The 21,555-nt window shown below is 73.6% G+C and carries 23 protein-coding genes; 16 read left to right on the top strand and 7 right to left on the bottom strand.

Features of this window, described 5'->3' with window-relative positions; translation table 11 throughout:
- Positions 1–39 precede the first annotated feature (39 nt).
- Positions 40–573, bottom strand: a complete 534-nt coding sequence (locus F3L20_RS19930) for an SRPBCC family protein (RefSeq protein ID WP_145828234.1) — start codon at positions 571–573, stop codon at positions 40–42.
- A gap of 102 nt (positions 574–675) precedes the next feature.
- Entirely contained in the window at positions 676–1,551 is an 876-nt protein-coding gene (locus F3L20_RS19925) for a PhzF family phenazine biosynthesis isomerase (protein WP_150155520.1), read from the bottom strand.
- Positions 1,552–1,777: 226 nt separating this feature from the next.
- On the opposite strand from F3L20_RS19925, the gene F3L20_RS19920 reads away from it, so the two are divergent.
- The 6 genes from F3L20_RS19920 to F3L20_RS19885 all read left to right on the top strand — a co-directional run bounded on the left by F3L20_RS19920 (position 1,778) and on the right by F3L20_RS19885 (position 8,250).
- A complete protein-coding gene (locus F3L20_RS19920) occupies positions 1,778–2,722 on the top strand; it encodes an NADP-dependent oxidoreductase (protein ID WP_150155519.1) in 945 nt (314 codons plus the stop codon).
- A complete protein-coding gene (locus F3L20_RS19915; RefSeq protein WP_150155518.1) occupies positions 2,719–3,330 on the top strand; it encodes an HD domain-containing protein in 612 nt (203 codons plus the stop codon). Before F3L20_RS19920 ends, F3L20_RS19915 begins: the two co-directional genes overlap by 4 nt.
- Positions 3,331–3,467: 137 nt before the next feature.
- On the top strand, positions 3,468–5,786 hold the full coding sequence (locus F3L20_RS19910; protein ID WP_150155517.1) for an FdhF/YdeP family oxidoreductase: 2,319 nt from the start codon (positions 3,468–3,470) through the stop codon (positions 5,784–5,786).
- A 318-nt stretch (positions 5,787–6,104) separates the two neighbouring features.
- Positions 6,105–7,256 carry a hypothetical protein gene (locus F3L20_RS34040; RefSeq protein WP_206338803.1) on the top strand — a complete coding sequence of 384 codons (1,152 nt, stop codon included), beginning with the start codon at positions 6,105–6,107 and terminating at the stop codon, positions 7,254–7,256.
- A 168-nt stretch (positions 7,257–7,424) separates the two neighbouring features.
- On the top strand, positions 7,425–7,586 hold the full coding sequence (locus tag F3L20_RS34300) for a hypothetical protein (RefSeq protein WP_206338802.1): 162 nt from the start codon (positions 7,425–7,427) through the stop codon (positions 7,584–7,586).
- Positions 7,587–7,623: 37 nt separating this feature from the next.
- Entirely contained in the window at positions 7,624–8,250 is a 627-nt protein-coding gene (locus F3L20_RS19885; protein WP_150155516.1) for a histidine phosphatase family protein, read from the top strand.
- Between the two features lie 30 nt (positions 8,251–8,280).
- On the opposite strand, the gene F3L20_RS19880 is transcribed toward F3L20_RS19885, so the two are convergent.
- Complete coding sequence (locus F3L20_RS19880; protein WP_150155515.1) at positions 8,281–8,892, bottom strand: TetR/AcrR family transcriptional regulator; 612 nt, start codon at positions 8,890–8,892, stop codon at positions 8,281–8,283.
- 94 nt (positions 8,893–8,986) lie between these two features.
- Here F3L20_RS19880 and F3L20_RS19875 point away from each other — a divergent pair, with 94 nt between their 5' ends.
- Complete coding sequence (locus F3L20_RS19875; protein ID WP_150155514.1) at positions 8,987–9,736, top strand: SDR family oxidoreductase; 750 nt, start codon at positions 8,987–8,989, stop codon at positions 9,734–9,736.
- Positions 9,737–9,812: 76 nt separating this feature from the next.
- Here F3L20_RS19875 and F3L20_RS19870 read toward each other — a convergent pair whose 3' ends face one another.
- Complete coding sequence (locus F3L20_RS19870; protein WP_150155513.1) at positions 9,813–10,673, bottom strand: SDR family NAD(P)-dependent oxidoreductase; 861 nt, start codon at positions 10,671–10,673, stop codon at positions 9,813–9,815.
- A gap of 189 nt (positions 10,674–10,862) precedes the next feature.
- Between F3L20_RS19870 and F3L20_RS19865 the strand changes: the two genes are divergently transcribed.
- The 4 genes from F3L20_RS19865 (at position 10,863) to F3L20_RS19845 (ending at position 15,134) form a co-directional block, all read left to right on the top strand.
- Positions 10,863–11,762 carry a helix-turn-helix transcriptional regulator gene (locus F3L20_RS19865; RefSeq protein WP_150155512.1) on the top strand — a complete coding sequence of 300 codons (900 nt, stop codon included), beginning with the start codon at positions 10,863–10,865 and terminating at the stop codon, positions 11,760–11,762.
- Positions 11,763–11,973: 211 nt separating this feature from the next.
- Entirely contained in the window at positions 11,974–13,119 is a 1,146-nt protein-coding gene (locus F3L20_RS19860) for a serine hydrolase domain-containing protein (RefSeq protein ID WP_150155511.1), read from the top strand.
- A 557-nt stretch (positions 13,120–13,676) separates the two neighbouring features.
- Entirely contained in the window at positions 13,677–14,498 is an 822-nt protein-coding gene (locus F3L20_RS19850) for a nucleotidyltransferase domain-containing protein (RefSeq protein WP_150155510.1), read from the top strand.
- 162 nt (positions 14,499–14,660) lie between these two features.
- Positions 14,661–15,134, top strand: coding sequence for an SRPBCC family protein (locus F3L20_RS19845; protein WP_145828219.1), 474 nt, complete (start codon positions 14,661–14,663; stop codon positions 15,132–15,134).
- An 84-nt stretch (positions 15,135–15,218) separates the two neighbouring features.
- Here the strand turns inward: F3L20_RS19845 and F3L20_RS19840 are convergent, their stop codons facing one another.
- Positions 15,219–15,710, bottom strand: a complete 492-nt coding sequence (locus F3L20_RS19840) for a hemerythrin domain-containing protein (protein ID WP_150155509.1) — start codon at positions 15,708–15,710, stop codon at positions 15,219–15,221.
- Between the two features lie 219 nt (positions 15,711–15,929).
- Between F3L20_RS19840 and F3L20_RS19835 the strand changes: the two genes are divergently transcribed.
- The 5 genes from F3L20_RS19835 (at position 15,930) to F3L20_RS35710 (ending at position 19,933) form a co-directional block, all read left to right on the top strand.
- A complete protein-coding gene (locus tag F3L20_RS19835) occupies positions 15,930–18,194 on the top strand; it encodes a SpoIIE family protein phosphatase (RefSeq protein ID WP_346768031.1) in 2,265 nt (754 codons plus the stop codon).
- Entirely contained in the window at positions 18,077–18,658 is a 582-nt protein-coding gene (locus tag F3L20_RS35480; protein WP_346768120.1) for an ATP-binding protein, read from the top strand. The genes F3L20_RS19835 and F3L20_RS35480 overlap by 118 nt, the downstream gene beginning before the upstream one ends.
- A gap of 100 nt (positions 18,659–18,758) precedes the next feature.
- Complete coding sequence (locus tag F3L20_RS35720) at positions 18,759–19,205, top strand: amino acid permease (RefSeq protein WP_431193171.1); 447 nt, start codon at positions 18,759–18,761, stop codon at positions 19,203–19,205.
- A gap of 210 nt (positions 19,206–19,415) precedes the next feature.
- The gene (locus F3L20_RS35715) at positions 19,416–19,730 is read left to right on the top strand and encodes an amino acid permease (RefSeq protein ID WP_431193170.1); all 315 of its coding nucleotides are present in this window, start codon (positions 19,416–19,418) and stop codon (positions 19,728–19,730) included.
- Complete coding sequence (locus F3L20_RS35710; protein ID WP_431193169.1) at positions 19,727–19,933, top strand: hypothetical protein; 207 nt, start codon at positions 19,727–19,729, stop codon at positions 19,931–19,933. Before F3L20_RS35715 ends, F3L20_RS35710 begins: the two co-directional genes overlap by 4 nt.
- 125 nt (positions 19,934–20,058) lie before the next feature.
- Here the strand turns inward: F3L20_RS35710 and F3L20_RS19825 are convergent, their stop codons facing one another.
- Positions 20,059–20,568, bottom strand: coding sequence for a DinB family protein (locus F3L20_RS19825; protein ID WP_206338801.1), 510 nt, complete (start codon positions 20,566–20,568; stop codon positions 20,059–20,061).
- A gap of 88 nt (positions 20,569–20,656) precedes the next feature.
- Complete coding sequence (locus tag F3L20_RS19820) at positions 20,657–21,415, bottom strand: SDR family NAD(P)-dependent oxidoreductase (protein WP_150155508.1); 759 nt, start codon at positions 21,413–21,415, stop codon at positions 20,657–20,659.
- Between the last annotated feature and the right edge of the window lie 140 nt (positions 21,416–21,555).

Raw genomic sequence — 21,555 nt, 5'->3', positions numbered from 1 at the left:
CCGGAACCCCGCAGCGGGACGGCGGGCCGCGAGCGGTGGTCAGCCGACGGGCCAGCCGGCCACCCTGCTCCGCGGCGGCTCCGCCTCCAGAGGCTGCACCTGCCCGTTGCGGATGACCCCGCGCCAGGCGCCGCTCTCCTGCCCCAGCCCTTCGATGAACCACTTGAAGCGGCCCAGCTCGGCCCGCACCACGCGCGCCGTCACCGGGATCCGGTGCAGCAGGTGCCGTTTCGCGGGGTGCGGCAGGGACCCCATGCGCACGACGATCTCGGTGTGTTCCGTCCCCACGGAGCGGAACGCCACCTCGCCCCGGTGTCCGGCCCAGCGGCCGAGCCCCCGCCACGCGATCAGCTCGTCGGGCCGCTGCTCCACGATCTCGGCCGTGTACTCGTAGCTCACCCAGCCGGCGCCGATCACCCACCGGGTGAGGTTCGGCCGGAGCTGCTCGACGCCCTTCACCCAGCGCATGAAGCGGGGGAAGGTCTTGTACTGGGTCCACTGGTTGTACGCGGTGTGCACCGGAACGGCGACCTCGATCGCCTCTTCGACGGACTGCGTGGCTGCTGCGGGCATGGCCCCACCTGTCGCTCGGGGTAGTCCACCTCAGTGTCACGCCCCGTCCGTCACCCCGCCACCACGCGGGCTCCGCGCGGGCGCCCCGGCCGCCCCCCGCCGTCAGCCGATGCGAGTTCCCGTGCCGCTGACCCGCACGCGCGGGTCGCCGGCGCACAGCGTCACCGTGAGTTCACCCGGACGGCCCAGGTCCTCTCCCTGGCGCAGCGTGAGGACGGCGTCCTCGGGGACCAGACCCAGCTCACGGGCGTACCCGCCGAAGGCTGCGGCCGCGGCGCCGGTGGCCGGATCCTCGACGACCCCGCCCACGGGGAACGGGTCACGCACATGGAACAGGGCGGGCGACTCCCGCCACACCAGCTGCACGGTGGTCAGGTCCAGGCGGTGCATCAGGGCTTCGAGGCGCTCGAAGTCGTAGGCCAGGTCCGCCAGACGGGCGCGGGTGGCCGCCGCCAGGACGAGATGGCGGGCGCCGGCGAACGCGATGCGGGGCGGGAACGCCGGGTCGAGGTCGGTGGCGGGCCAGTCCAGCGCGGCCAGCGCCTCCGCCAGATCGGCGTCGGTGACGTCCTCGAGGTGCGGTTCGACGCTCGTGAGCGTGGCCCGCAGCGTCTCGCCCTGCCGCGTCACGTCCACCGGCACGGTGCCGGCCGGTGTCGCGAAGACCAGCGGGCCGGGGCCCAGCCGCTCGGCGAGCGCGAGGGCCGCCGCAACCGTCGCGTGTCCGCAGAACGGCACCTCGGCCCTGGGGCTGAAGAAGCGGATGGTGTACGCCCGTCCCGCCTCCCCGCCGAGACCCTCCGGGGGCACGGTGAGGAAGGCGGACTCCGAGTAGCCGAGTTCGGCCGCGACGGCCAGCATGTCCCGGTCCTCCAGGGCACTGGCGTCGAGCACGACACCGGCGGGATTGCCGCCCGCGGGGTCGCTGGAGAAGGCGGTGTAGCGCAGCACTTCGGGCCGTGACGTCGTCGTGGTCATACGCGCGACAACTGCCCGGGGAGCCGGTGTGTTCCCTGGGCCGTCCGGCCGGGGCCCGGGACGCCCCCGGGCCGGTGACAAGTGGCGCAACGCCCCACCCGCGAAGTGGCCCACACGGAGGGATCGGCTGGTGCATACGGTCGAGAGCACGGCACGGCACGTGCCTCGCGGACCCGCGAGGGGATGGTGCTGATGCCCGACCACCCCGCAACCTCCGAGGACTTCCATGCGCGCCATCACCGTCCACGACCCCGACACGGGTGTCCAGGGACTCACGCTCACCGAACTGCCCTATCCGCACGCCGCCGAGAACGACGTCGTCGTACGGGTGCACGCCGCCGGCTTCACGCGGGGCGAACTCGACTGGCCGTCGACCTGGGCCGACCGCGCCGGCCGCGCGCGGACCCCCAGCGTGCCCGGACACGAGCTGTCGGGGGTGGTGGAGCAGCTGGGCTACGGCACGACCGGACTGACGGTCGGCCAGCACGTCTTCGGCATGGCGGACTGGGCCCGTGACGGATCCCTGGCCGAGTACACCGCCGTCGAGGCCCGCAACCTGGCCCCGCTGCCCGCCGACGTCGACCACGTCGTCGCCGCCGCGCTGCCCATCTCCGGACTGACCGCGTGGCAGGGCCTGTTCGACCACGGGCGGCTCACCGCCGGACAGACGGTGGTGATCCACGGCGCCGCCGGAAGCGTGGGTTCGGTCGCGGTGCAGCTGGCGTGCGAGGCCGGCGTGCGGGTGATCGCCACCGGACGGGCCGCCGACCGGCACACCGCGCTCGGCCTGGGCGCCCACGTCTTCCTCGACCTGGAGTCGGAGCGGCTGGAGGCGGTCGGAGAGGTCGACCTGGTGCTCGACGTCATCGGCGGGACCGTCCTCGACCGCTCGACGGCGCTGGTGCGCGCCGGGGGCACCCTCGTCACGATCGCCGCGCCGCCCACGGTGCGGCCCGCGGACGGCAGGGCCGTCTTCTTCGTCGTCGAACCCGACCGCGCCCGGCTCGCCGACCTGGTGCGGCGGGTGCGGGAGGGACGGCTCAAGCCCGCCGTCGGCGAGGTGCGTCCGCTCGAGGACGTTCCCGAGGCGTTCGCGCCCGGCCGCGGCAGGCACGGCAGGACGATCGTCCGCGTGGTGCAGGAAGGCCCCACCGAGGGGGACGCACGATGACCCGTACGACGCTCGACGCGCTGCCCGTGCCGGACGGCGCGACGGCCGCCGCCGCCCTGGAGGTGGCGGCCGCCCACTACTCACCCGCGATGCTCCAGCACGCGCAGCGGTCCTACCTGTGGGCAGCGGCGCGCGGCACGGCGGACGGCATCCCCTTCGACCCGGAACTCCTCTACGTCGCCGCCCTGTTCCACGACATCGCCCTGGTGCCGGTGTTCGACAGCCACACGGTCGCGTTCGAGGAGGCCGGCGGCCAGGTCGCCGCGGTCTTCGCGGCGGGCGCCGGATGGCCGGCCGCCCGCCGCACCCGTCTGGCGGAGGTGATCGTCCGGCACATGTGGCCGGAGGTGGAGGTGTCGGCGGACCCGGAGGGGCACCTGCTGGCGCGCGCGACGGCGACGGAGATCGTCGGCCGGGAGGCGGACTCCTACCCGGCCGCGTTCCGGGCCGAGGTCCTGGAGCGCCATCCGCGACTCGGCCTCGCCGGGGAGTTCCTGCCGTGCTTCGAGGCCCAGGCCGCCCGCAAACCGGAGAGCAGCGCCGCCGGGGCGGTGCGGTCGGGCCTCGCCGTCCGGGTGGCCGCCAACCCGCTCGACTCCCTCACCTGACGCGCCGGACCGGCTCGGGACCTGTCCCCGCCGGCCGGGCGACGGCCACGGAACCCCATCGGCGGAAGATCATGTGGCCGTCCCCGGCCGGTGACGTGAGACTGAGGACGTCCGCGTGTCCGGTGAAGGAGAGTCCGATGTCCGAGCGGTCCGACGACGGTTCCCAGGAACAGCTCACCGTGACACCGCCCAAGACGTGGGCGACGGGAGCCCCGGCGGTGATGCACGCGCTGGAGTACTCCCTGGCGCAGACCTCCCCGCTGCGCGCGGGGCAGACGCTGCTGACGATGAACCAGGTGGACGGCATCGACTGCCCCGGCTGCGCCTGGGCCGACCCCGCGCCGGGGCACCGGCACCGCAACGAGTACTGCGAGAACGGCGCCAAGCACATCAACGACGAGGCGACCACGCGGCGCATCACCCGCGGCTTCTTCCGCGAGCACTCGGTGTCCGACCTCGCCGGGCGGTCCGACAAGTGGCTCAACGACCAGGGACGGCTCACCGAGCCGATGGTCAAGCGGCCCGGCTCCGACTTCTACGAGCCGATCAGCTGGCACGACGCCTTCGGACTGCTCGCCGGGGAGCTCACCTCCCTCGACTCGCCCGACGAGGCCGTGTTCTACACCTCCGGCCGGGCCAGCAACGAGGCCGCCTTCGTGCTCCAGCTGTTCGCCCGCGCCCTCGGCACCAACAACCTGCCCGACTGCAGCAACCTGTGCCACGAGTCCAGCGGCTACGCCCTGCACGAGACCCTCGGCACCGGCAAGGGCACGGTCAGCCTGGAGGACATGCACCACGCCGACCTGATCTTCGTGGTCGGCCAGAACCCCGGCTCGAACCACCCCCGCCAGTTGTCCGCGCTGGAACAGGCCAAGCGCAACGGCGCCCGCATCGTCGCGGTGAACCCGCTGCCCGAGGCCGGACTGCTGCGCTTCAGGAACCCGCAGACGGCGCGCGGGCTGATCGGCCACGGCACCGCGATCGCCGACCGGTTCCTGCACATCCGCGTCGGCGGTGACCTGGCGCTGTTCCAGGGCCTGAACCGGCTGCTCCTGGAGGCCGAGGACGCCCGCCCGGGCACGGTGCTGGACCACGACTTCATCGACACGAACACCGAAGGGTTCGCCGACTTCGCCCGGCACGTCCGCTCCGTCGACTGGGACGACATCCTCACGGCGACCGGACTGACCCGCGAGGAGATCGAAGAGGTCCGCGACGACGTCCTGCGGTCCGAACGCGTCATCGTCTGCTGGGCGATGGGCATCACCCAGCACAAGCACGCGGTGCCCACCATCCGCGAGTTCGTCAACTTCCTGATGCTGCGCGGCAATCTGGGCCGGGCGGGCGCCGGTGCGTGCCCGGTGCGCGGGCACAGCAACGTGCAGGGCGACCGGACGATGGGGATCTGGGAGCAGATGCCGGACTCGTTCCTGGACGCACTGCGGGAGGAGTTCGGCTTCGACCCGCCGCGCGCCCACGGCATGGACTCGGTGAAGGCGATCCGCGCGATGCGCGAGGGCCGCGTCAAGTTCTTCCTCTCCCTGGCCGGCAACTTCGTGCGCGCCGCACCCGACAGCGCGGTCACCGAGGAGGCCGTGCGCGCCTGCCGGACGACCGCCCACATCTCCACCAAGCTCAACCGCACGCACACCGTCTGCGGCGACACCGCGCTCATCCTGCCCACCCTCGGCCGCACCGAACGGGACGTTCAGTCCGGCGGCGAGCAGTTCGTCACGGTGGAGAACTCGATGAGTGAGGTGCACACCTCGCGTGGACGCCTGCAGCCGGCCTCCCCGCTGCTGCTCAGCGAGGTCGCCATCCTCTGCCGCCTGGCCCGCCGCACCCTCGCGGGCAAGGGCCCCGACATCCCGTGGCCCAAGTTCGAGTCGGACTACGGCGAGATCCGGGACCGCATCGCCCGCATCGTGCCGGGACTGCACGACTTCAACCGGCGCGTGGTGCGTCCCGGCGGGATCCGGCTGCCCAACGCGGTGAACGAGGGGGTGTTCCACACCCCGGTCGGCAAGGCCCGGTTCACCCGCAACACCTACGAGCTGCCGCGCGTCCCCGAGGGGCACCTGCTGCTGCAGACGCTGCGCTCGCACGACCAGTGGAACACCGTGCCGTACACGGACAACGACCGTTACCGGGGCATCCACGGCAGCAGGCGGGTCGTCCTCGTCAGCCCCGCCGACCTCACCGCGCTGGGGCTCGCCGACGGGGACCACGTCGACCTGGTGGGCGTGTGGACGGACGGCACGGAACGGCGCGCCGACGACTTCACGATCGTCGCGTACCCGACCAAGGCCGGTACGGCGGCGGCCTACTACCCGGAGACCAACGTGCTGGTTCCGCTCGACAGCGTCGCCGACCACAGCAACCAGCCCGCCTCCAAGAGCGTCGTCGTCCGCCTGGAGCCCGCCCGCCGCCCGGCGGCGGCCCCCGTCCCCGGGTGACCGGAGCGGCGGACGGACGGCGCGGGGCCTGGGCCCGAGGTGCGCGGGCGCCCGCGCGCAGGACTGCCCCGGTGCGCGGGGGTCAGGACGCCGGCGCGGTCAGGTAGTCGCCGTGCTCCAGGTCCTCCAGCAGGGTCTGGTGGCTGGGGGACCAGCCGAGCAGATCCCGCGTCGACGACCTGCGCGCGCTGTTCGGAGCGACCCCGGCGGCGTATCCGCCGTCTCCGGCAGGGGACCGCCGCCGCCGTTCTGCCCGCGCATCGATCCGCCGCCCGCAGCAAGATGGAACGAGGGGGCCGGCGACCGGGAGGTGCGGTGATGGGCGACAGTGCCGAGAACGACGCGGCGGCGATCGAGGAGGGCGAGCCGTACGACACGGAGGAACCCGACGTGGAGCCGGACGCGTACGACGTCGAGCCGGACGCCTACGACGCCGAGCCCGAGGCGCACGACGTGGAGGACGAGCCCGCGGCCCCCGTGCCCGCCGACCGCACGGACACGGACGTCTACCTGGACGTGCCGTTGCTCAAGGTGGACGAGATCGACCTGGACGTGGAGGACCTGCGCGCCCATGTGTCCCTCCAGGCCGAGGTGCTCGACCTGCTGCGGCTGAACGTCGGCGCGGACGTGTCCCTCGGCCGGGTGCATCTGGGTATCTCCGGGGTGGAGGCACAGGCCCAGCTCAAGGTGCGCCTCGACAACGTCGCCCTGATCATCAACCGCGTGCTGACCACGCTGGACCGCAATCCGGAACTCCTGCGCGACCTGACCCGCGGGGTGGGCTCCGCCGTGCGGGACGTCGGCGGTGGGGCACGTGAAGCCGTCGGGGCCGTGGGCGCGGGTGCCGGGCAGGCCGTCCAGGACGTCGGCCGCGGTGCCGGCGGTGCGGTGCGGGACGTGGGACGCGGCGCGGGAGGTGCCGTGGAGGAGGTGGGTCGAGGGGCCGGTGGTGCGGTGCGGGACGTGGGACGCGGCGCGGGAGGTGCCGTGGAGGAGGTCGGCCAGGGGGCCGGCGGTGCCGTACGGGACGTCGGGCGTGGTGCGGGAGATGCCGTGCAGGAGGTCGGCCAGGGGGCCGGCGGTGCCGTGCGGGACGTCGGCCAGGGCGCCGGGGAGGTGGTCCAGGACGTCGGCCAGGGCGCCGGGGAGGTCGTCGAGGGCGTAGGAGATGACGTCGGCGCGGTCGCGCGGGACGCCGGTCAGGGTGCCGGAGAGGTCGTGCGGGAGGCGGGAGGCGAGGTCGGACGTACGGTCGGGGGCGCCGGCGCCGAAGCGGGGCAGGCCGTCACGGGTGCGGCGGGCCAGGAAGCCGCCGAAGCGCCCCCACGCAGGCCGACCAGGTCGGCCGCGAAGAAACGGACCGCGGCCGAGAGCGGCACCCGCAAGCGCAGGGTGCGCGGCGAGGACGGCAAGCTGCCGCCGAGGCCCGCCCGTCGCCGTGCAGTCGAGGAGGCCGAAGAGCCGCCCTGAACGGCCGACGCGCAGCCACGGAAACAGGGGAGCGGGCGCACGGCGCGCACCGCCCCCGACATCGCTTTCGGGGCGACGGTCCGATCCGGCCGTCTCCGCTTCGAGGAAGCCCCCCGCACCGCCGTACGCTTCCCGGGCTCCGGCGCACGCGAGTCGGTCAGCCGCAGCGTGCGTACCCACCTGCCGGAGACGGTCGAACCCGGTGTGGACTACCGCGACGTCACCGTGCGCTACCGGCTGGAGACCGGCCTGAAGGAGCCGCCGTCGGCCAAGGACGGCGAGGGGCCGGCCGAGGGCGGAACCGCGCCCGCCCCCGACCACGTCCCCTGAGGTGCAGGAGCGCCGACGCACCAGGGGGGACATCGAGATGACGACCGGCACGGCCGCCCGCCACCTCTACCTGGTCCGGCACGGCGAGGCCCTGCCGGACGGCAGCGGGCTGACGGAGCGTGGCCGCCGGCAGGCCACGCTGCTCGGCCGGCGCCTCCGTGACGTCCCCCTCGCCGCCGTGCACCACGGTCCGTCGGCCCGCGCGCAGCAGACGGCCCAGTTGATCGCCGGCCAGTCGGACAACCTGCCCCTGCACGTCTCGGAAGCCGCGGGCGACCACGTGCCGTACGTGCCTGGCAGGGAGGAACTGCCCGCCGACGCGGCCGGTCACTACCTCCAGTTCCTCGACGGCGCCACCGCCGAGGAGCGGGAGCGGGGGCCGGTGCTCGCCCGTGAGGCGGTGGACCGGTTCACGGGGCCGGTGGGCGGTGGCGAGGACCGCCACGAGTTGGTCGTCACCCACAACTTCCTGGTCGCCTGGCTGGTCCGGGACGCCATGCGGGCGCCGAAGTGGCGCTGGCTCGGCCTCAACCACTGCAACGCCGCACTGACGGTGATCCGGTACGCACCCGGCCGGGCTCCGTCCGTGCTCGTCGCCAACGACATGAGCCATCTGCCCGCCGAACTGCGCTGGACGGGCGTCCCGGCCGAGTCGCGAGTCTGACCGCGTCCGCGTGAGCGGGGCGGCCCGGCGTCAGACGGGCGGCCAGGTGTGCAGCGCCGCGTCGGCCATGGCCTGCAGTTCGTCCCGGTCGACGCCGCTCGCCGCCTGCACGGCGATGCCGAAGGCCAGCGTGGTGACGTAGCGGGCCAGCAGGGCCGGGTCCGTCCCGGGCGGCAGGTCGCCCTCGTCGACGGCCCGTCGGAACCGGTCGCCCACCTTGCCGCAGCCGTCGTTCCGCCAGGTGGCGAGCAGGTCACGCACACCCTGCCCGGCGTCGCTGGTACTCAGGGCGCCCTGCACGCCCAGGCAGCCCTGCGGAGCGGAGGGGCGGGCGGTGGTGCGCACGGTGCCGGCCAGGATCGCGGTGGCGACCTCCAGGGCGGTCGGCTCGTCGAGGGCCCGGGTCAGATAGCCGCCGGGGCCCTCGGTGTAGCGCTCCAGTGCCTTGCGGAACAGCTCCTCCTTGTTGCCGAAGGCCGCGTACATGCTGGTGGCGGAGATGCCCATCGCGCCGGTCAGGGTGGCCAGACTGGCGCCTTCGTAGCCGTGCTCCCAGAAGACGAGCATGGCGCGCTCGAGTGCCTCGTCGGCGTCGAATCCCCGTGGCCGGCCGGTCGGGCCACCGCTCTGTTTGGTTCGCACCCCCGCACCCTACCTCTTCCGCATCGATCGATGCGGAAGTGCTACGGTGCGACTTCTGTATCGCTCGATACGGAAGTCGCAAAGGATTCCTCGCATGGGACTGCTCCAGGACAGAACGGCGCTCGTGACCGGTGGCGCCAGTGGCATCGGGCTGGCCACCGCGCAGCGGATGGCCGCCGAGGGCGCGCACGTCTTCATCACCGGCCGGCGCAAGGCCGAACTCGACGCGGCGGTCGGGACGATCGGCTCCGCGGCCACCGGGGTCGTCGGTGACATCGCGAACCCGGCGGACCTCGATCGCCTCTTCGAGGCCGTCGGCGGCCGGGGGCACGGCCTGGACGTGCTGTTCGCCAACGCCTCGGTCGCCGAGTTCGTGCCGCTCGGCCAGATCACCGAGGAACACTTCGACACCCTCTTCAACATCAACGTTCGCGGGACGATGTTCACCGTGCAGAAGGCGCTGCCCCTGCTCAACGAGGGCGCCTCGGTCATCCTCAACGGCTCCACCAACGCGGACGTCGGCGCCGAGGCGTTCGGGGTCTACGCGGCCACCAAGGCAGCCACCCGGTCCTTCGCCCGGACCTGGGCCAACGAGCTGCGGGGGCGTGGCATCCGCGTCAACACCGTCATGCCCGGCCCGACCGACACACCGGGCCTGTCGGGGCTGGCCGCCGACGAGGAGCAGGCCGCGGAGTTCCGCCGGAACTTGGCGTCCCAGGTGCCGCTGGGCAGGATCGCGGACCCGGCGGAAATAGCCGCCGCGGTGGTCTTCCTGGCCTCCGGCGAAAGCAGCTTCGTCACCGGTTCGAGCCTGTACGTCGACGGCGGGCTCAACCAGGTCTGAACCCCGGGCCGCCGTCCCGAAGCGCGCGCGTGGGGCGGGTCCGCCGGCCGGCGGACCCGCCCCGTCCCGGTGCGGATCAGGTGGCGGGGTGGTCCGTCGCGGGCGCGGTGGCGGCGGTGGCGTCCACGTTGGCCGTCAGCGCCCGCACCTTGGCGGTGGCGTAGGCGTGCGCGTCGCTGCCCAGCAGCTGCCGCAGCGGGCCCTCGCCGGTGACGACGCGGTCGATGACGGCGGCGGCGCCCTTCACCGGGTCACCGAGCTGCTTGCCCTGCAACTCCAGGTGCTGGGCGACCATCTCGCGGACGGCGGGGTAGTGCTCGGTGGTGGTCTCGGGCAGGGCCAGGGAGTCGCGGGTGAGGAAATCCGTGCGGAAGTAACCCGGTTCGACGACGGTGACGTCGATGCCGAAGTCGGCCACCTCCGCGGCGAGGGCCTCGCTGAGCCCCTCAAGGGCGAACTTGCCCGCGCAGTACAGGGCCCAGCCGGGCACGGCCGTCAGGCCCAGGACGGACGAGACGTTGACGACGTGGCCCGACCGCTGGGCGCGGAGCCCCGGCAGGGCCGCGCGCAGCACGTTCCACACGCCGACGACCTGCACGTCCAGCATGTCGCGCACGTCCCGGTCGCCGGTCTCCTCGACGGCGGCGAGATAGCCGTAGCCGGCGTTGTTGACGACGACGTCCAGGCCGCCGAAGTGCTCGGTGGTCTTCCGCACGGCGGCCGCCACCTGCTCCTCGTCCCGCAGGTCGACGCTGAGGGGCAGCAGCCGGGCGGTGTCCACGCCGTCGCCGAGGGCCGCCAGCAGCCGGCCGGTGGACCGGGTCGTCGCCGTGACCGCGTCGCCGCGCTCCAGCAGTTGCCTGACCAGGTCGAGTCCCAGGCCGCGGGAGGTGCCGGTGACGAACCAGACGGCGGGTCGGTCGGTCGGGTAGGTCATGATTCTCATTCCTCGCATCGGTGTGCCGGGGGGCGCCGTCCCGAGAACCTCTTCGGGACCGGTGCTTACAGCGTGGTGCGCGACAGCACGCCGTGGGGGCCCACAGCGGGCCCAGCGAAACCGCGGACGCGGCAACCTGGGACTCGGAGGGCCAGGTGGCGGCGTCCGGGCTGCGCCACACTGGAGGACGTGGCTGAGACGAACCGTGAACTGGCCGACTTCCTGCGACGGGCTCGGGCGCAGGTCGATCCCTCGCGGGCCGGTCTCCCCCCGGACAACCGGGTCCGCCGGGTGCCGGGGCTGCGCCGGGAGGAGGTCGCCCTGCTCGCCGGGGTGTCCACCGACTACTACACCCGCCTGGAGCAGGGCCGGCGCATCACCCCCTCGCCCGCCGTGGTCGAGGCCCTGGGGCGGGCCCTCGGCCTCGACGCGGCCGGTAAGGCCCACCTCCAGGACCTCTTCGGCATCACCGCGGCCGCCACGCGCGGTCCCCGGCGCCCGGCCGCCGTGCAGCGCCTGCGTCCGGGCCTGCACCAGCTGATCGACGCGTTCGACGGCGAGCCCGCTCTGGTCCTGGGCCGGCGGACGGACATCCTGGCCGCCAACCGCATGGCCCGCGTCCTCTTCGCGGACTTCGACCGCAAGCCCCGGCCCGAGCGGAACTACGCGCGCTGGATGTTCCTCGACGAGGCGGCCCGGGAGCTGTTCGTCGACTGGGAGGACCAGGCCCGCACCGCCGTGGAGAGCCTGCGCCTCGAAGTGGGCCGCGACCCGCAGGACCGGGCGACCACCGAGCTGATCGGGGAACTGCGCGAGCGGAGTGCCGAGTTCGACCGGTGGTGGGAGCAGCACCGGGTGCACCAGCGCACCCACGGCTCCAAGCGGCTGCGGCACCCGCTCGTCGGTGAGCTGACCGTCCAGTACGAGACCCTCGCCCTGCCGGGCGACCCCGACACCACCCTCTTCGTCTACACCTGTGAGGAGGGCTCGCCGTCGAAGCGGGCCCTCGACCTGCTCGCGAGCTGGACCCTCACGTGCCCGACCGCCGACACGGACGCCGAGGGCGAGGGACGCGCCGGCCGGTCCTGAACCGGCCGGTCCTGAACCGGCCTTCGTCCTGAACCGGCCTTCGGTCCTGAACCGGCCTTCGGCGGCCCGTGGACCGGCCCCTGGCCGCCGTCGACGGGGTGGTGCTGGGTACACCACGGATTCGGGCGCAGGCGGGACTGACCTCCGGCACCGGCACCGGCATCGTTTCCGGTGTCGATCCACGCCAGAAGGAGTGCCGGTGCGAAGGAACATGACGTCAACCCTGCGCAGGAGTCTGCTCGTCGTCGCGGCGGCGGGCCTGCTGAGCACCACGGTCACCGGTGCGGCGGTCGCCGGGCCGCCCACCCGCTCGCCCCTCCAGCAGAGCCTCAACACGCTGGTCACGGAGGAGCATTACCCGGCCGCGCTCGCCTGGACGAGCAAGAACGGCCGCACCACATCGCTCGTCGCAGGCTCGTCACGGCGGGACCGCCAGGTGCCGGTCCCGCACGACGGGCAGGTCCGCGCGGGCAGCAACACCAAGACCTTCACGGCGGTCGTTGTCCTGCAACTGGTGGCGGAGGGGAAGGTCCGACTCGACGCCTCCGTCGAGCGGTACCTCCCCGGACTCGTGCGCGGCGAGGGCATCGACGCCGAGGCGATCACCGTGCGGCACCTGCTGCAGCACACCAGCGGGCTCCCCAACTACACCGAGCACATAGGCCTGGAGAACTTCGAGAACATCCAGCACCGGTTCTTCCAGCCGCACGACCTGCTCGCCGCGGCCCTCGCCCACCCCGCGACGTTCGAGCCCGGCACCGACTGGGAGTACAGCAACACCAACTACCTGCTCGCGGGGCTGCTGATCGAGCGGGTGACCGGGCGCCCCGTGCAGGAGGAGATCAGGGAACGGGTGATCAGGAAGGCGGGCCTGCGCCACACCTACTGGCCTGGGCCGGGCGAGCAGACCATCCGCGGACCGCACCCGCACGGATACGCCCTTGCCCGCCTCGACGACGACCGGGTCGTCGACGCGACCGTCATGGACCCGTCCTGGGGCGGCGCGGCCGGACAGCTGATCTCGACCCCCGGCGATCTGGCCCGGTTCTCCCGCGCCCTGCTCGACGGCCGGCTGCTCCCGCCCGCACTGCTGGCGGAGATGCGCAAGACGGTCGACGCCCCGGTGCTGCCGGGGTGGCGCTACGGACTCGGTGTGTTCAGTGTCCCGTTGAGCTGCGGCGGCGTGTACTGGGGTCACGGCGGCGACATCGACGGCTACGAGACGCGGGGCGGCGCCACCGACGACGGCCGTTCCGTCGGGCTGGCGGTGACCGCGCTGCCGGGAACGTTCGGCGGCGACCCGGAGGAGTCGGCCCTGGCGGTGATGTCCGCCGTCGACACGGCCTTCTGCACGTGACCGGCAACGTGTGCCCGTGAGGGGCCACTTCCGCATCGTCCGGCCCCCGTCACGGGCCGCCGCCGGATGGACGGCGGCGGCCGCTCGTCCGCCGGCCTCCAGCTCGCGCACGGCAGTCGCCGGGTGCTCGGGATCGTGCCGGTCCCGCGGGCGGTGGGCCCGCCCCCGGCCGAGCGCCCCCGAGCAGGCCGCCCACCTGACGGAGCAGGGAACACGCGTCGCACCGACCCCGGACCGCGCCGCCCGGGGCACCGACCTGAGCACCGCGAGCCTCCTCGAAGCGCGCCTGACCGGAGCGCCGACCAGTGAGCGCACCCGCTGGCCCGCCGATTTCGACCCCACGCGCGCCGGAGTCGTTCACACCGACGACCCCGGCCCGGAGCCCTCGCCGTTGCTCCAGCCACCCGGGATGACGTGGCAGGCACCGCCGCTGAGGTCCACCCCGCGACCGGGACGCGCCGTCGGACGCGGCGCCCGCCACCGGCCTGACAAGGTTGCGCTCCTCCTCGGCCGAAACGCGGTCGCCACGAGGCCTCCGGTTCGGCACACTCGTGCCGATGGACGAGATCTCCCGCATCGCGCACCGGTTGCAGGCCGTCGACGGCGTCGTCGCGGTCGCCCTCGGAGGCAGTCGCGCCCGCGGCACGCACCGCCCCGACTCGGACGTCGACCTCGGTCTCTACTACCGCGCCTCACTGGACACGACGGCGCTGCGCGGGCTGGCCGCCGAGCTCACCGGGGCCCCGGTGCAGGTGACCGAACCGGGCGGCTGGGGGCCGTGGGTGGACGGCGGCGGGTGGCTGACCGTCGACGGCACACACGTCGACTGGATCTACCGCGACCTCGACCGCGTGCACCGGGTCTGGCAGCAGTGCGGGGACGGACACGTCGAGGCGGGTGTCCAGGCCGGCCACCCGTTCGGCTTCTCCTCCCACACGTACGCCGGCGAGGTGGCCCTCGGCCGCGTCCTCACCGACCCCACCGGCGAACTGACCGCCCTGCGCGCCCGGATCCGCTCCTCGTACCCCCGGCCGCTGCGTGACACGCTGATCGGTCAGGCACGCTGGGAGGTGCCGTTCATCCTGGCCGCCGCCCGCAAGGGCGTGCCCCGGGGCGACGCCTTCCACGTCGCCGGCTGCCTCTACCGCGCGGTCGGACTCCTCGTCCATGCCCTGCACGCCGGGGCAGGGACCTGGGTGCTCAACGAGAAGGACGCCGTCCGCGCCGCGGGTGGGCTTCCCGCCGCCCCGGCCGGTTTCTCCGCCCGCGCCCACGGCCTGTTCGGCACGCTCGACGCGGCCCCGGACCGTCTGGCGGCGGCGGTCGACGACGCGGAACGGCTGGCCGCCGAGGTCCTGGACAACCTCTCCGAGCGGTGAAACGGCTCCACAGGCAAGGGCGTTGACGCGCATCCGCAAGCCCGCCGCGATCGGGGATCTTTGAGGTCGCGTCTGCCGGGTACCCGCCGTCCCGGACGATCCGAACAGGAGGCCGACGTGCCCGGCACGCCGGCCCTTCGCCAGAGAATCCAGGAGGGACCCATGAGCACGGTCAAGGAGACGGTCGACGTCAACGTCCCCGTCCGCCGGGCCTACGACCAGTGGACGCAGTTCGAGGACTTCCCGCGCTTCATGGAGGGCGTCGAGGAGGTGACGCAGCTCGACGACCGCCACAACCACTGGACCACGAAGATCGGTGGCGTGAAGCGCGAGTTCGACACGGAGATCGTGGACCAGCTCGTCGACGACCGGGTCACCTGGCGGACCATCGGGGGCGAGACGCAGCAGCGCGGCTCCGTCCGCTTCGAGCCGCTGGACGACACCCGCACCCGGGTGGAGCTCACCATGGACGTCGAGCCCACCGGCATGGCGGAGAAGGGCGCGGACGCCCTCGGGCTGATCGACCGGCGGGTCAAGGGGGATCTGCACCGCTTCAAGGACTACGTCGAGGGCGGGGGCAGCTCCGGCGGCTGGCACGGCCGCATCCGTCCGCAGGACCCGGCCGCCGGCCACTGACGCCGGCGAACGGCAACACACCGAAAGGCCGGCCCCCGTTCCCGGGGGGCCGGCCTTTTCGCGCGCCGTGGGGCAGGCCGCGGGTCAGGACTCGACGATCTTGCGGACGTTGTCGACGGAGCCGCAGCCCGACTTCAGCAGGCGCTCCCGCTCCTCCCGGAACGCCGCGCCCAGCTCCTCACGCCGCTCCATCGGCACGTTCTCCCGGGCGCCGTTGAGGATCGTGCGCTCCTCCTCGTCGGCGTGGTGCGTGACGGCCTCGACGAGCTCCTCGAGCTTCTCGTCCCACTCGTCGCTGCCGATCTCCTCCACCTGGAGCAGCTCCAGCAGAGCCTGGTTGCCCTCGTCGTGCTCGTCCTCGCCGTGCTCGACCTCGTCGTCGTCGATGTTCTTGTACCGCTTCAGCGCGGGGTACACCTTGGACTCCTCGGCCAGCGCGTGCGCGATCAGCAGATCCGAGAACTCACGCAGCGCGGCGCCCCGGTCGTCCTCGACGCTGCGCATCAGGCGGAACAGGTCCTCCATGCGCCGGTGGTCTCGAAGGATCAGCTCGACGACGTCCGATGTCTCGGGCATGGGACTGCACTCCTCACATGTGAGCGGATTCGGCGACTACCGAATGCCCAGTTCCGCGGCGATGAGTACTCCCGATTTCCCGGACCGGCGGAGTCCGCCGCGGCCACCGGCCTGCCGGCCGCCCAAAGGTCCCGGCCCTGTCACACGGCGGCCGTCCGGACGGTCATCCCTCTGCAAAGGGGCGGACACCAACCTTCCACGACCGAAGCCGGACCGACCATGGTGACTCTCGACAAGCCGATGAGCAGTGCCGACATCTCCGACACCGCGCTGGCCCTGCTCGACGACGACGGGACGGTGATCGGATGGACCCGGGAGGCCCGCCGGCTCACCGGACTCGCCCCGGGTGACGCCGTCGGCCGGGCCGCCGGCCTGGTCTTTCCCGGCCTCGCGAGCGGGCGGGAGACGCCCGGCGACGCGGACGCGTGCGGGTCGGGCGACAGCGGGCCGGGGAGGGCGGAAGCGCGCCACCTCGACGGCCGTCTCCTCGACGTCACCCTGCGTGTCTCCCCGGTGCGCGGGCTGCGGGGAGCGGGGAGCCGGCTGGTGTCCCTGGCCGGCACCGCCGCGCTGCCCGACGGCCCGAGGGGTGCGGCCGTGGGGCCGGCCCGTCTCGCCGGAGACCCCGTCGGCGTCGTCGTCCGGGACACGGAACTCCGCTGCCTCTGGGCGAACGACACGGTGGAGGACCACGACGGCATCCCGGTCGGCCGGCGGCTCGGGCGGCGGGTGAGCGACGTGCGGCCGGGGCCCGAGGCCGACGTGCTCGAAGCCGTGATGCGGCAGGCGCTGCACAGCAACACGACCAAGGTCCACGAGTACCGCACCTGGCTGCCGACGGGCTCCGGCAGGGAACACACCTTCGCCGTGTCGTTCCAGTGCCTGCAGGGCGCCGACGGGCGGGCGCTCGGCGTGTGCGTCCTCAGCACGGACGTCCTACGGCACCGGCGGACGCGGGAGCGCCTCGCCGTTCTCGGGCGGATCGGCGCGCGGCTGGGCAGCACCCTCGACGTGATGCAGACCGGCCAGGAACTCGCCGACGTCGCCGTGCCGTTGCTCGCCGACTACGTGGCCGTGGACCTGGAGCAGTCGCTGTCCTTCGGCCAGGGGCCGCCGGTCCGCGTCGGCGCGACCGGCCGCAACCTCCCCGGCCTGCGCCGCGCGGGCCTCGCCTCGATCCACCGGGGTGTGCCCGAGTCACCGTGGATGCGCGGCGAGCTGGTGCACGTACCGCCGGTCTCACCGCTGGCCGGGGTGCTGCGCGGTGGGCGCCCGCAGCTCGAACAGGTCCGCGACAGCGCGTCGAGCCCGTGGGTCGACGAGGTGCCCGCGCTGGCGCGCAGGGTCCGCGAGCACGGCATGCACTCGATCATGGCCGTGCCCATCCGGGCCCGGCGCGCCCTGCTGGGCGTGGCCCTGTTCGTACGCACGCGCCAGTCCGAGCCGTTCGACGAGACCGACCTGCTGCTGGCCGAGGAACTCGTCGGCCGCGCGGCGCAGTCCCTGGACAACGCCCGCCGGTACACGCGCAAGCACAACGCCGCCCTCGCCCTGCAGCGCACCCTGCTCCCCAGGCGCCCGACCGGCGGCACGGCCGTCGACGTGGCGTCGCGCTACCTGCCCGCGGACGTGGACCACTCCGTCGGCGGCGACTGGTTCGACGTGATCCCGCTGTCCGGTGCGCGGGTGGCGCTCGTCGTCGGCGACGTGGTCGGGCACGGCCTGCACGCCGCCGCCACCATGGGCCGCCTCCGCACCGCCGTCCGCACCCTCGCCGGCCTGGAACTGCCCCCCGACGAGCTGCTGGCCCACCTCGACGACACGGTGCAGCGGCTGGGCGAGGAGGACTGCGACCTGCCGGAACAGGTCCCCGCGGTGGCCGGCGCCACCTGCCTGTACGCCGTCTACGACCCCGCCACCCTGCGGTGCACCCTCGCCTCCGCCGGACACCCCCCGCCCGCGGTCGTCGACCCCCAGGGGCACGTCGACTACCTCGACCTCCCCACCGGAACACCCCTCGGCGTCGGCCTCGGCGACCCCTTCGAGGCCGTCGAGGTGGACCTGCCCGAGGGCAGCGTCCTCGCCCTGTACACCGACGGCCTGATCGAGACCCGCGCGCACGACCTCGACGCGGGCATGGACCGGCTGGCCGGCTCCCTCGCCCGGCCCGGCCGCTCCCTGGAGGACCTGTGCGACGCGGCGACCCGGCCCCTGGCGGAACGCGACCCCTGCGACGACGTCACCCTTCTCCTCGCCCGTACGCGCGCCCTCGGTCCATGCCGGGAGGCCACCTGGACCCTGGACGGCGACCCGCGGGCCGTCCGTACCGCCCGGGGCCTCGCGGCACGGCAGCTGGGGAGTGGGGTCTGGACGGCCTCGTCGACGCCACGCTACTGCTCGTCAGCGAACTGGTCACCAACGCCCTCCGCCACGGCGACGGGCCGGGGCCGGTCGGTTTGCGGCTCCTGCGCGACAAGGTGCTGACCGTCGAGGTCGCCGACGGCGGCAGCACGCTCACCCCGCACCCGCGCCGCGCGCGCACCACGGACGAGGGGGGCCGTGGCCTGTTCCTCGTCGCCAAGCTGTCCCGCAGGTGGGGGTCGCGGCCGGCTCCGGACGGCAAGGTCGTCTGGGCCGAACTGGACTACCCCCGCTCCGCTGCCCGGACGGGACCGGTGACGGCCGCTCCCCGCGACGTACCCGCCGAGGTTGCCTCGGCCCCGCGCCGCTTGAGGCGGCCTGACACGGTCCTGCCCGGCCTGACGGACGGCCGGCCGCGGACGAGCGGTGTGACGCGGCCCATCCCCGCCCCGGCGGGTCGACGGGCGTGCAATCGCCGGCACGGGGGATACGTGGCGTCATGGCAAGACGAGTCGGTGACCAGGCAGGGACGCGCACGCACACACAGGGAACGGCACAGGAGCCGACGGCCCTCAAACGCGCGCTGACGACCCCGCTGCTGTACTTCTTCATCCTGGGCGACGTGCTGGGCGCCGGTGTGTACGTCCTGGTCGGGCAGGTCGCGGCCGACTCCGGGGAGCGGTGTGGGTGCCGTTGGTCGTCGCGCTGCTGCTCGCGATGCTCACCGCCGCCTCCTACGCCGAGCTGGCGACGAAGTATCCCCGGGCGGGCGGCCTCCATTACGCGACCCGCGCCTTCGGGCCGTTCGCCGGTTTCGTCGCGGGGTTCTGCATGCTGGCCGCCGGGATCGTCTCCGTGGCGGCCCTCGCGCGCGGCTTCGGCGGCGACTACCTGTCGGCCTTCGTGACCCTGCCCGTGGCGCTCGTCGCCGTCGTCTTCCTGGGCCTGCTCGCGCTGGTCAACGCGCGCGGCATCAAGGAGTCGACCCGCGCCAACGTCGTCGCCACCGTCGTCGAGGTGGGCGGACTGGTCGTCATCGTCGGCCTCGGCGCATGGGCTGCTGCGCGGCGACGGGCGACCCGGGCCGGCTCACCAGCTCGGCGCCGGAGAAGGGCGCGGCGGCCGCCGTGCTGAGCGGCTCCGTGCTGGCGTACTACTCCTTCGTCGGCTTCGAGACCTCGGTGAACGTCGCCGAGGAGACCCGCAACCCCCGGCGCTCCTACCGCGCGCCCTGTTCGGCGCTCTGGCCACCGCCGGGGCCGTGTACGTGCTGGTCGGCCTGGCCGCGTCCGCGCCGTACCGACCGACCGGCTGGCCGCCTCCAGCGGGCCGCTGCTGGAGGTCGTGCGGGAGGCGGGCGGCGTACCGACCCGCCTGTTCAGCGCGATCGCGCTCGTCGCCGTCGCCAACGGCGCGCTGCTCACCGGCATCATGTCCTCCCGCCTGGCCTACGGCATGGCGAAGGACGGGCTGCTGCCCGGCGCGCTGACCAAGGTGCTGCCGGGCCGCCGCACGCCGTGGGCCGCCATCGCGGTCACCACCGTCCTGGCGATGCTCCTCGCCCTCACCGGCAGCGTCGCCACCCTCGCGTCCCCTGGTCCTGCTGCTGCTCATCGTCTTCCTCATGGTCAACACCGCGGTGCTGGTGCTGCGCCGTGACCCGGGGAGACCGACCACTTCCGGACCCGGTGGTGCTGCCGGTCCTGGGCATCGCGTCCTGCGTCGTGCTTGCCACGCAGATCGAGGCCGCGGTGTGGCTGCGCGGTCTGGCGATCGTGGCGGTCGGCACGGTGCTCGCCGCGATCAGCGCCGCGCGCCGCTCCAAGCGGGCGGCCGAGGAGGCGGCGCCGGACGCCGGCTGACACGATCGCCGGCCTACGGGCCTACGGGCCTACGGGCCTACGGGCCTACGGGCCTACGGGCCTACCGGCGCGCCGGCCCCACCGGTCCACCGGCCCGGGGGCGCCGCACGGCCCGACGGCAGGAGTCACGCGCCCACGGTCCCGTCGACCCCCTCGCGCAGGAAGTCGGCGTGACCGTTGTGGCGGCCGTACTCCAGCAGGACGTGCAGCATCACCATGCGCAGCGACACGTCCTCGCCCCACCGCGGCTGATGTCCGGTCTCTTCCAGGGAGGGCGCCTCCCGCTCCACGCGGCGGGAGTTCTCCACCTCCGCCTCCCACGCCGTGAACGCCTCCTCCCGGGTCGAGGCGTCGGCGTCGTAGGCGGCCTGGAAGTCGATCGTGTCCGACCAGACCATGGGCGCGTCGTTGTCCTGGAAGACCCGGCGGAACCACGCCCGCTCCACCTCCGCCATGTGCCGCACGAGACCGAGCAGCGACAACGTGGACGGCGGCATCGACCGCTGCCGCAGCTCCTCGTCGGTGAGTCCCTCGCACTTCATGGCGAGGGTGGCCCGATGGTGGTCGAGGTAGGCGCGCAGCATCTCGCGTTCGCTTCCGGAAGTGGGCGGTCTCGGGCGGCTGTCGCTCGTCACTGCCTGCGCTCCTCGTACATGTCGGTGGGCCGGTGGGGTACCAGTATGGCCGCCCGCGTCCCCCCCTCCCCGGGGCGGGTGCCGGCGGTCAGAGGTTGTGACCGCCGGAGACCTCGATGTTCTGCCCGGTGATCCAGCGCCCGTCCTCCGAGACCAGCATCGCGACGACCCCGCCGATGTCGTCGGGCTCGCCGATGCGCCCGAGCGCGAACGACTTCGCCATCTCGTCGACGATCTCCGGGTGCCGGGCGAAGGCGTCGTCGGCGAAACGGGTGCGGGTGGCGCCGGGGGCGACGGAGTTGACGCGGATGCCGCGTGAGCTGAACTCCTTGGCCATGTACCGGGTGAGGACCACCACGGCGCCCTTGAGGGACGCGTAGACCGAGTAGCCCGGCGCGGTCACGTGGGGGAGGGCGGAGTTGCTGGTCACGTTGACGACGGCACCGCCGTCGGCCAGCAGCGGCAGCAGGGTCTGGGTGAGGAAGAACGGGCCCTTGAACAGGCCGTCGGTGAGCCGGTCGAACGCCTGCTCCGTGGTCTCCTCGATCATCGCCATGCCCGCGAAGCCCGCGTTGTTGACCAACTGGTCGAACGAGTCCCGCCGGAACGTCTCCCGCAGGACGTCGGCCACGGCGTCCCGGAACGCGGGAAAGCCTGCCGTGTCGGCGACGTCCAGGCGCAGCGCCACCGCTGTGCCGCCCGCCTGCTCGATCTCCCGGACGGCCTCCTTGGCGCCCTGCTCGTTGGCGCTGTAGGTCAGGACGACGCCGGACCCGCGACCGGCGATGTGAGCGGCCGCGCTCCGGCCGATTCCGGAACTGGCGCCGGTGACGACGGCTACCTTCATGGTGTGCTCCCTGGGTGTGCCCCGGAGCCCGATGGCCCCGTGCGGAATGTGACACCTCTAGGCAATCGCGTCGCCGGCCCGGCGGAAACAACGATCCTCCCGGCCTCTTGCCCGATCCTGCCGTTCTCCCGGCCACCGGG

It is taken from the genome of Streptomyces tendae (assembly GCF_008632955.1).
GTDB lineage: Bacteria > Actinomycetota > Actinomycetes > Streptomycetales > Streptomycetaceae > Streptomyces.
The sequence above is the reverse complement of the archived record's forward strand: the minus strand, read 5'-3'. Positions and strand labels throughout refer to the sequence as shown.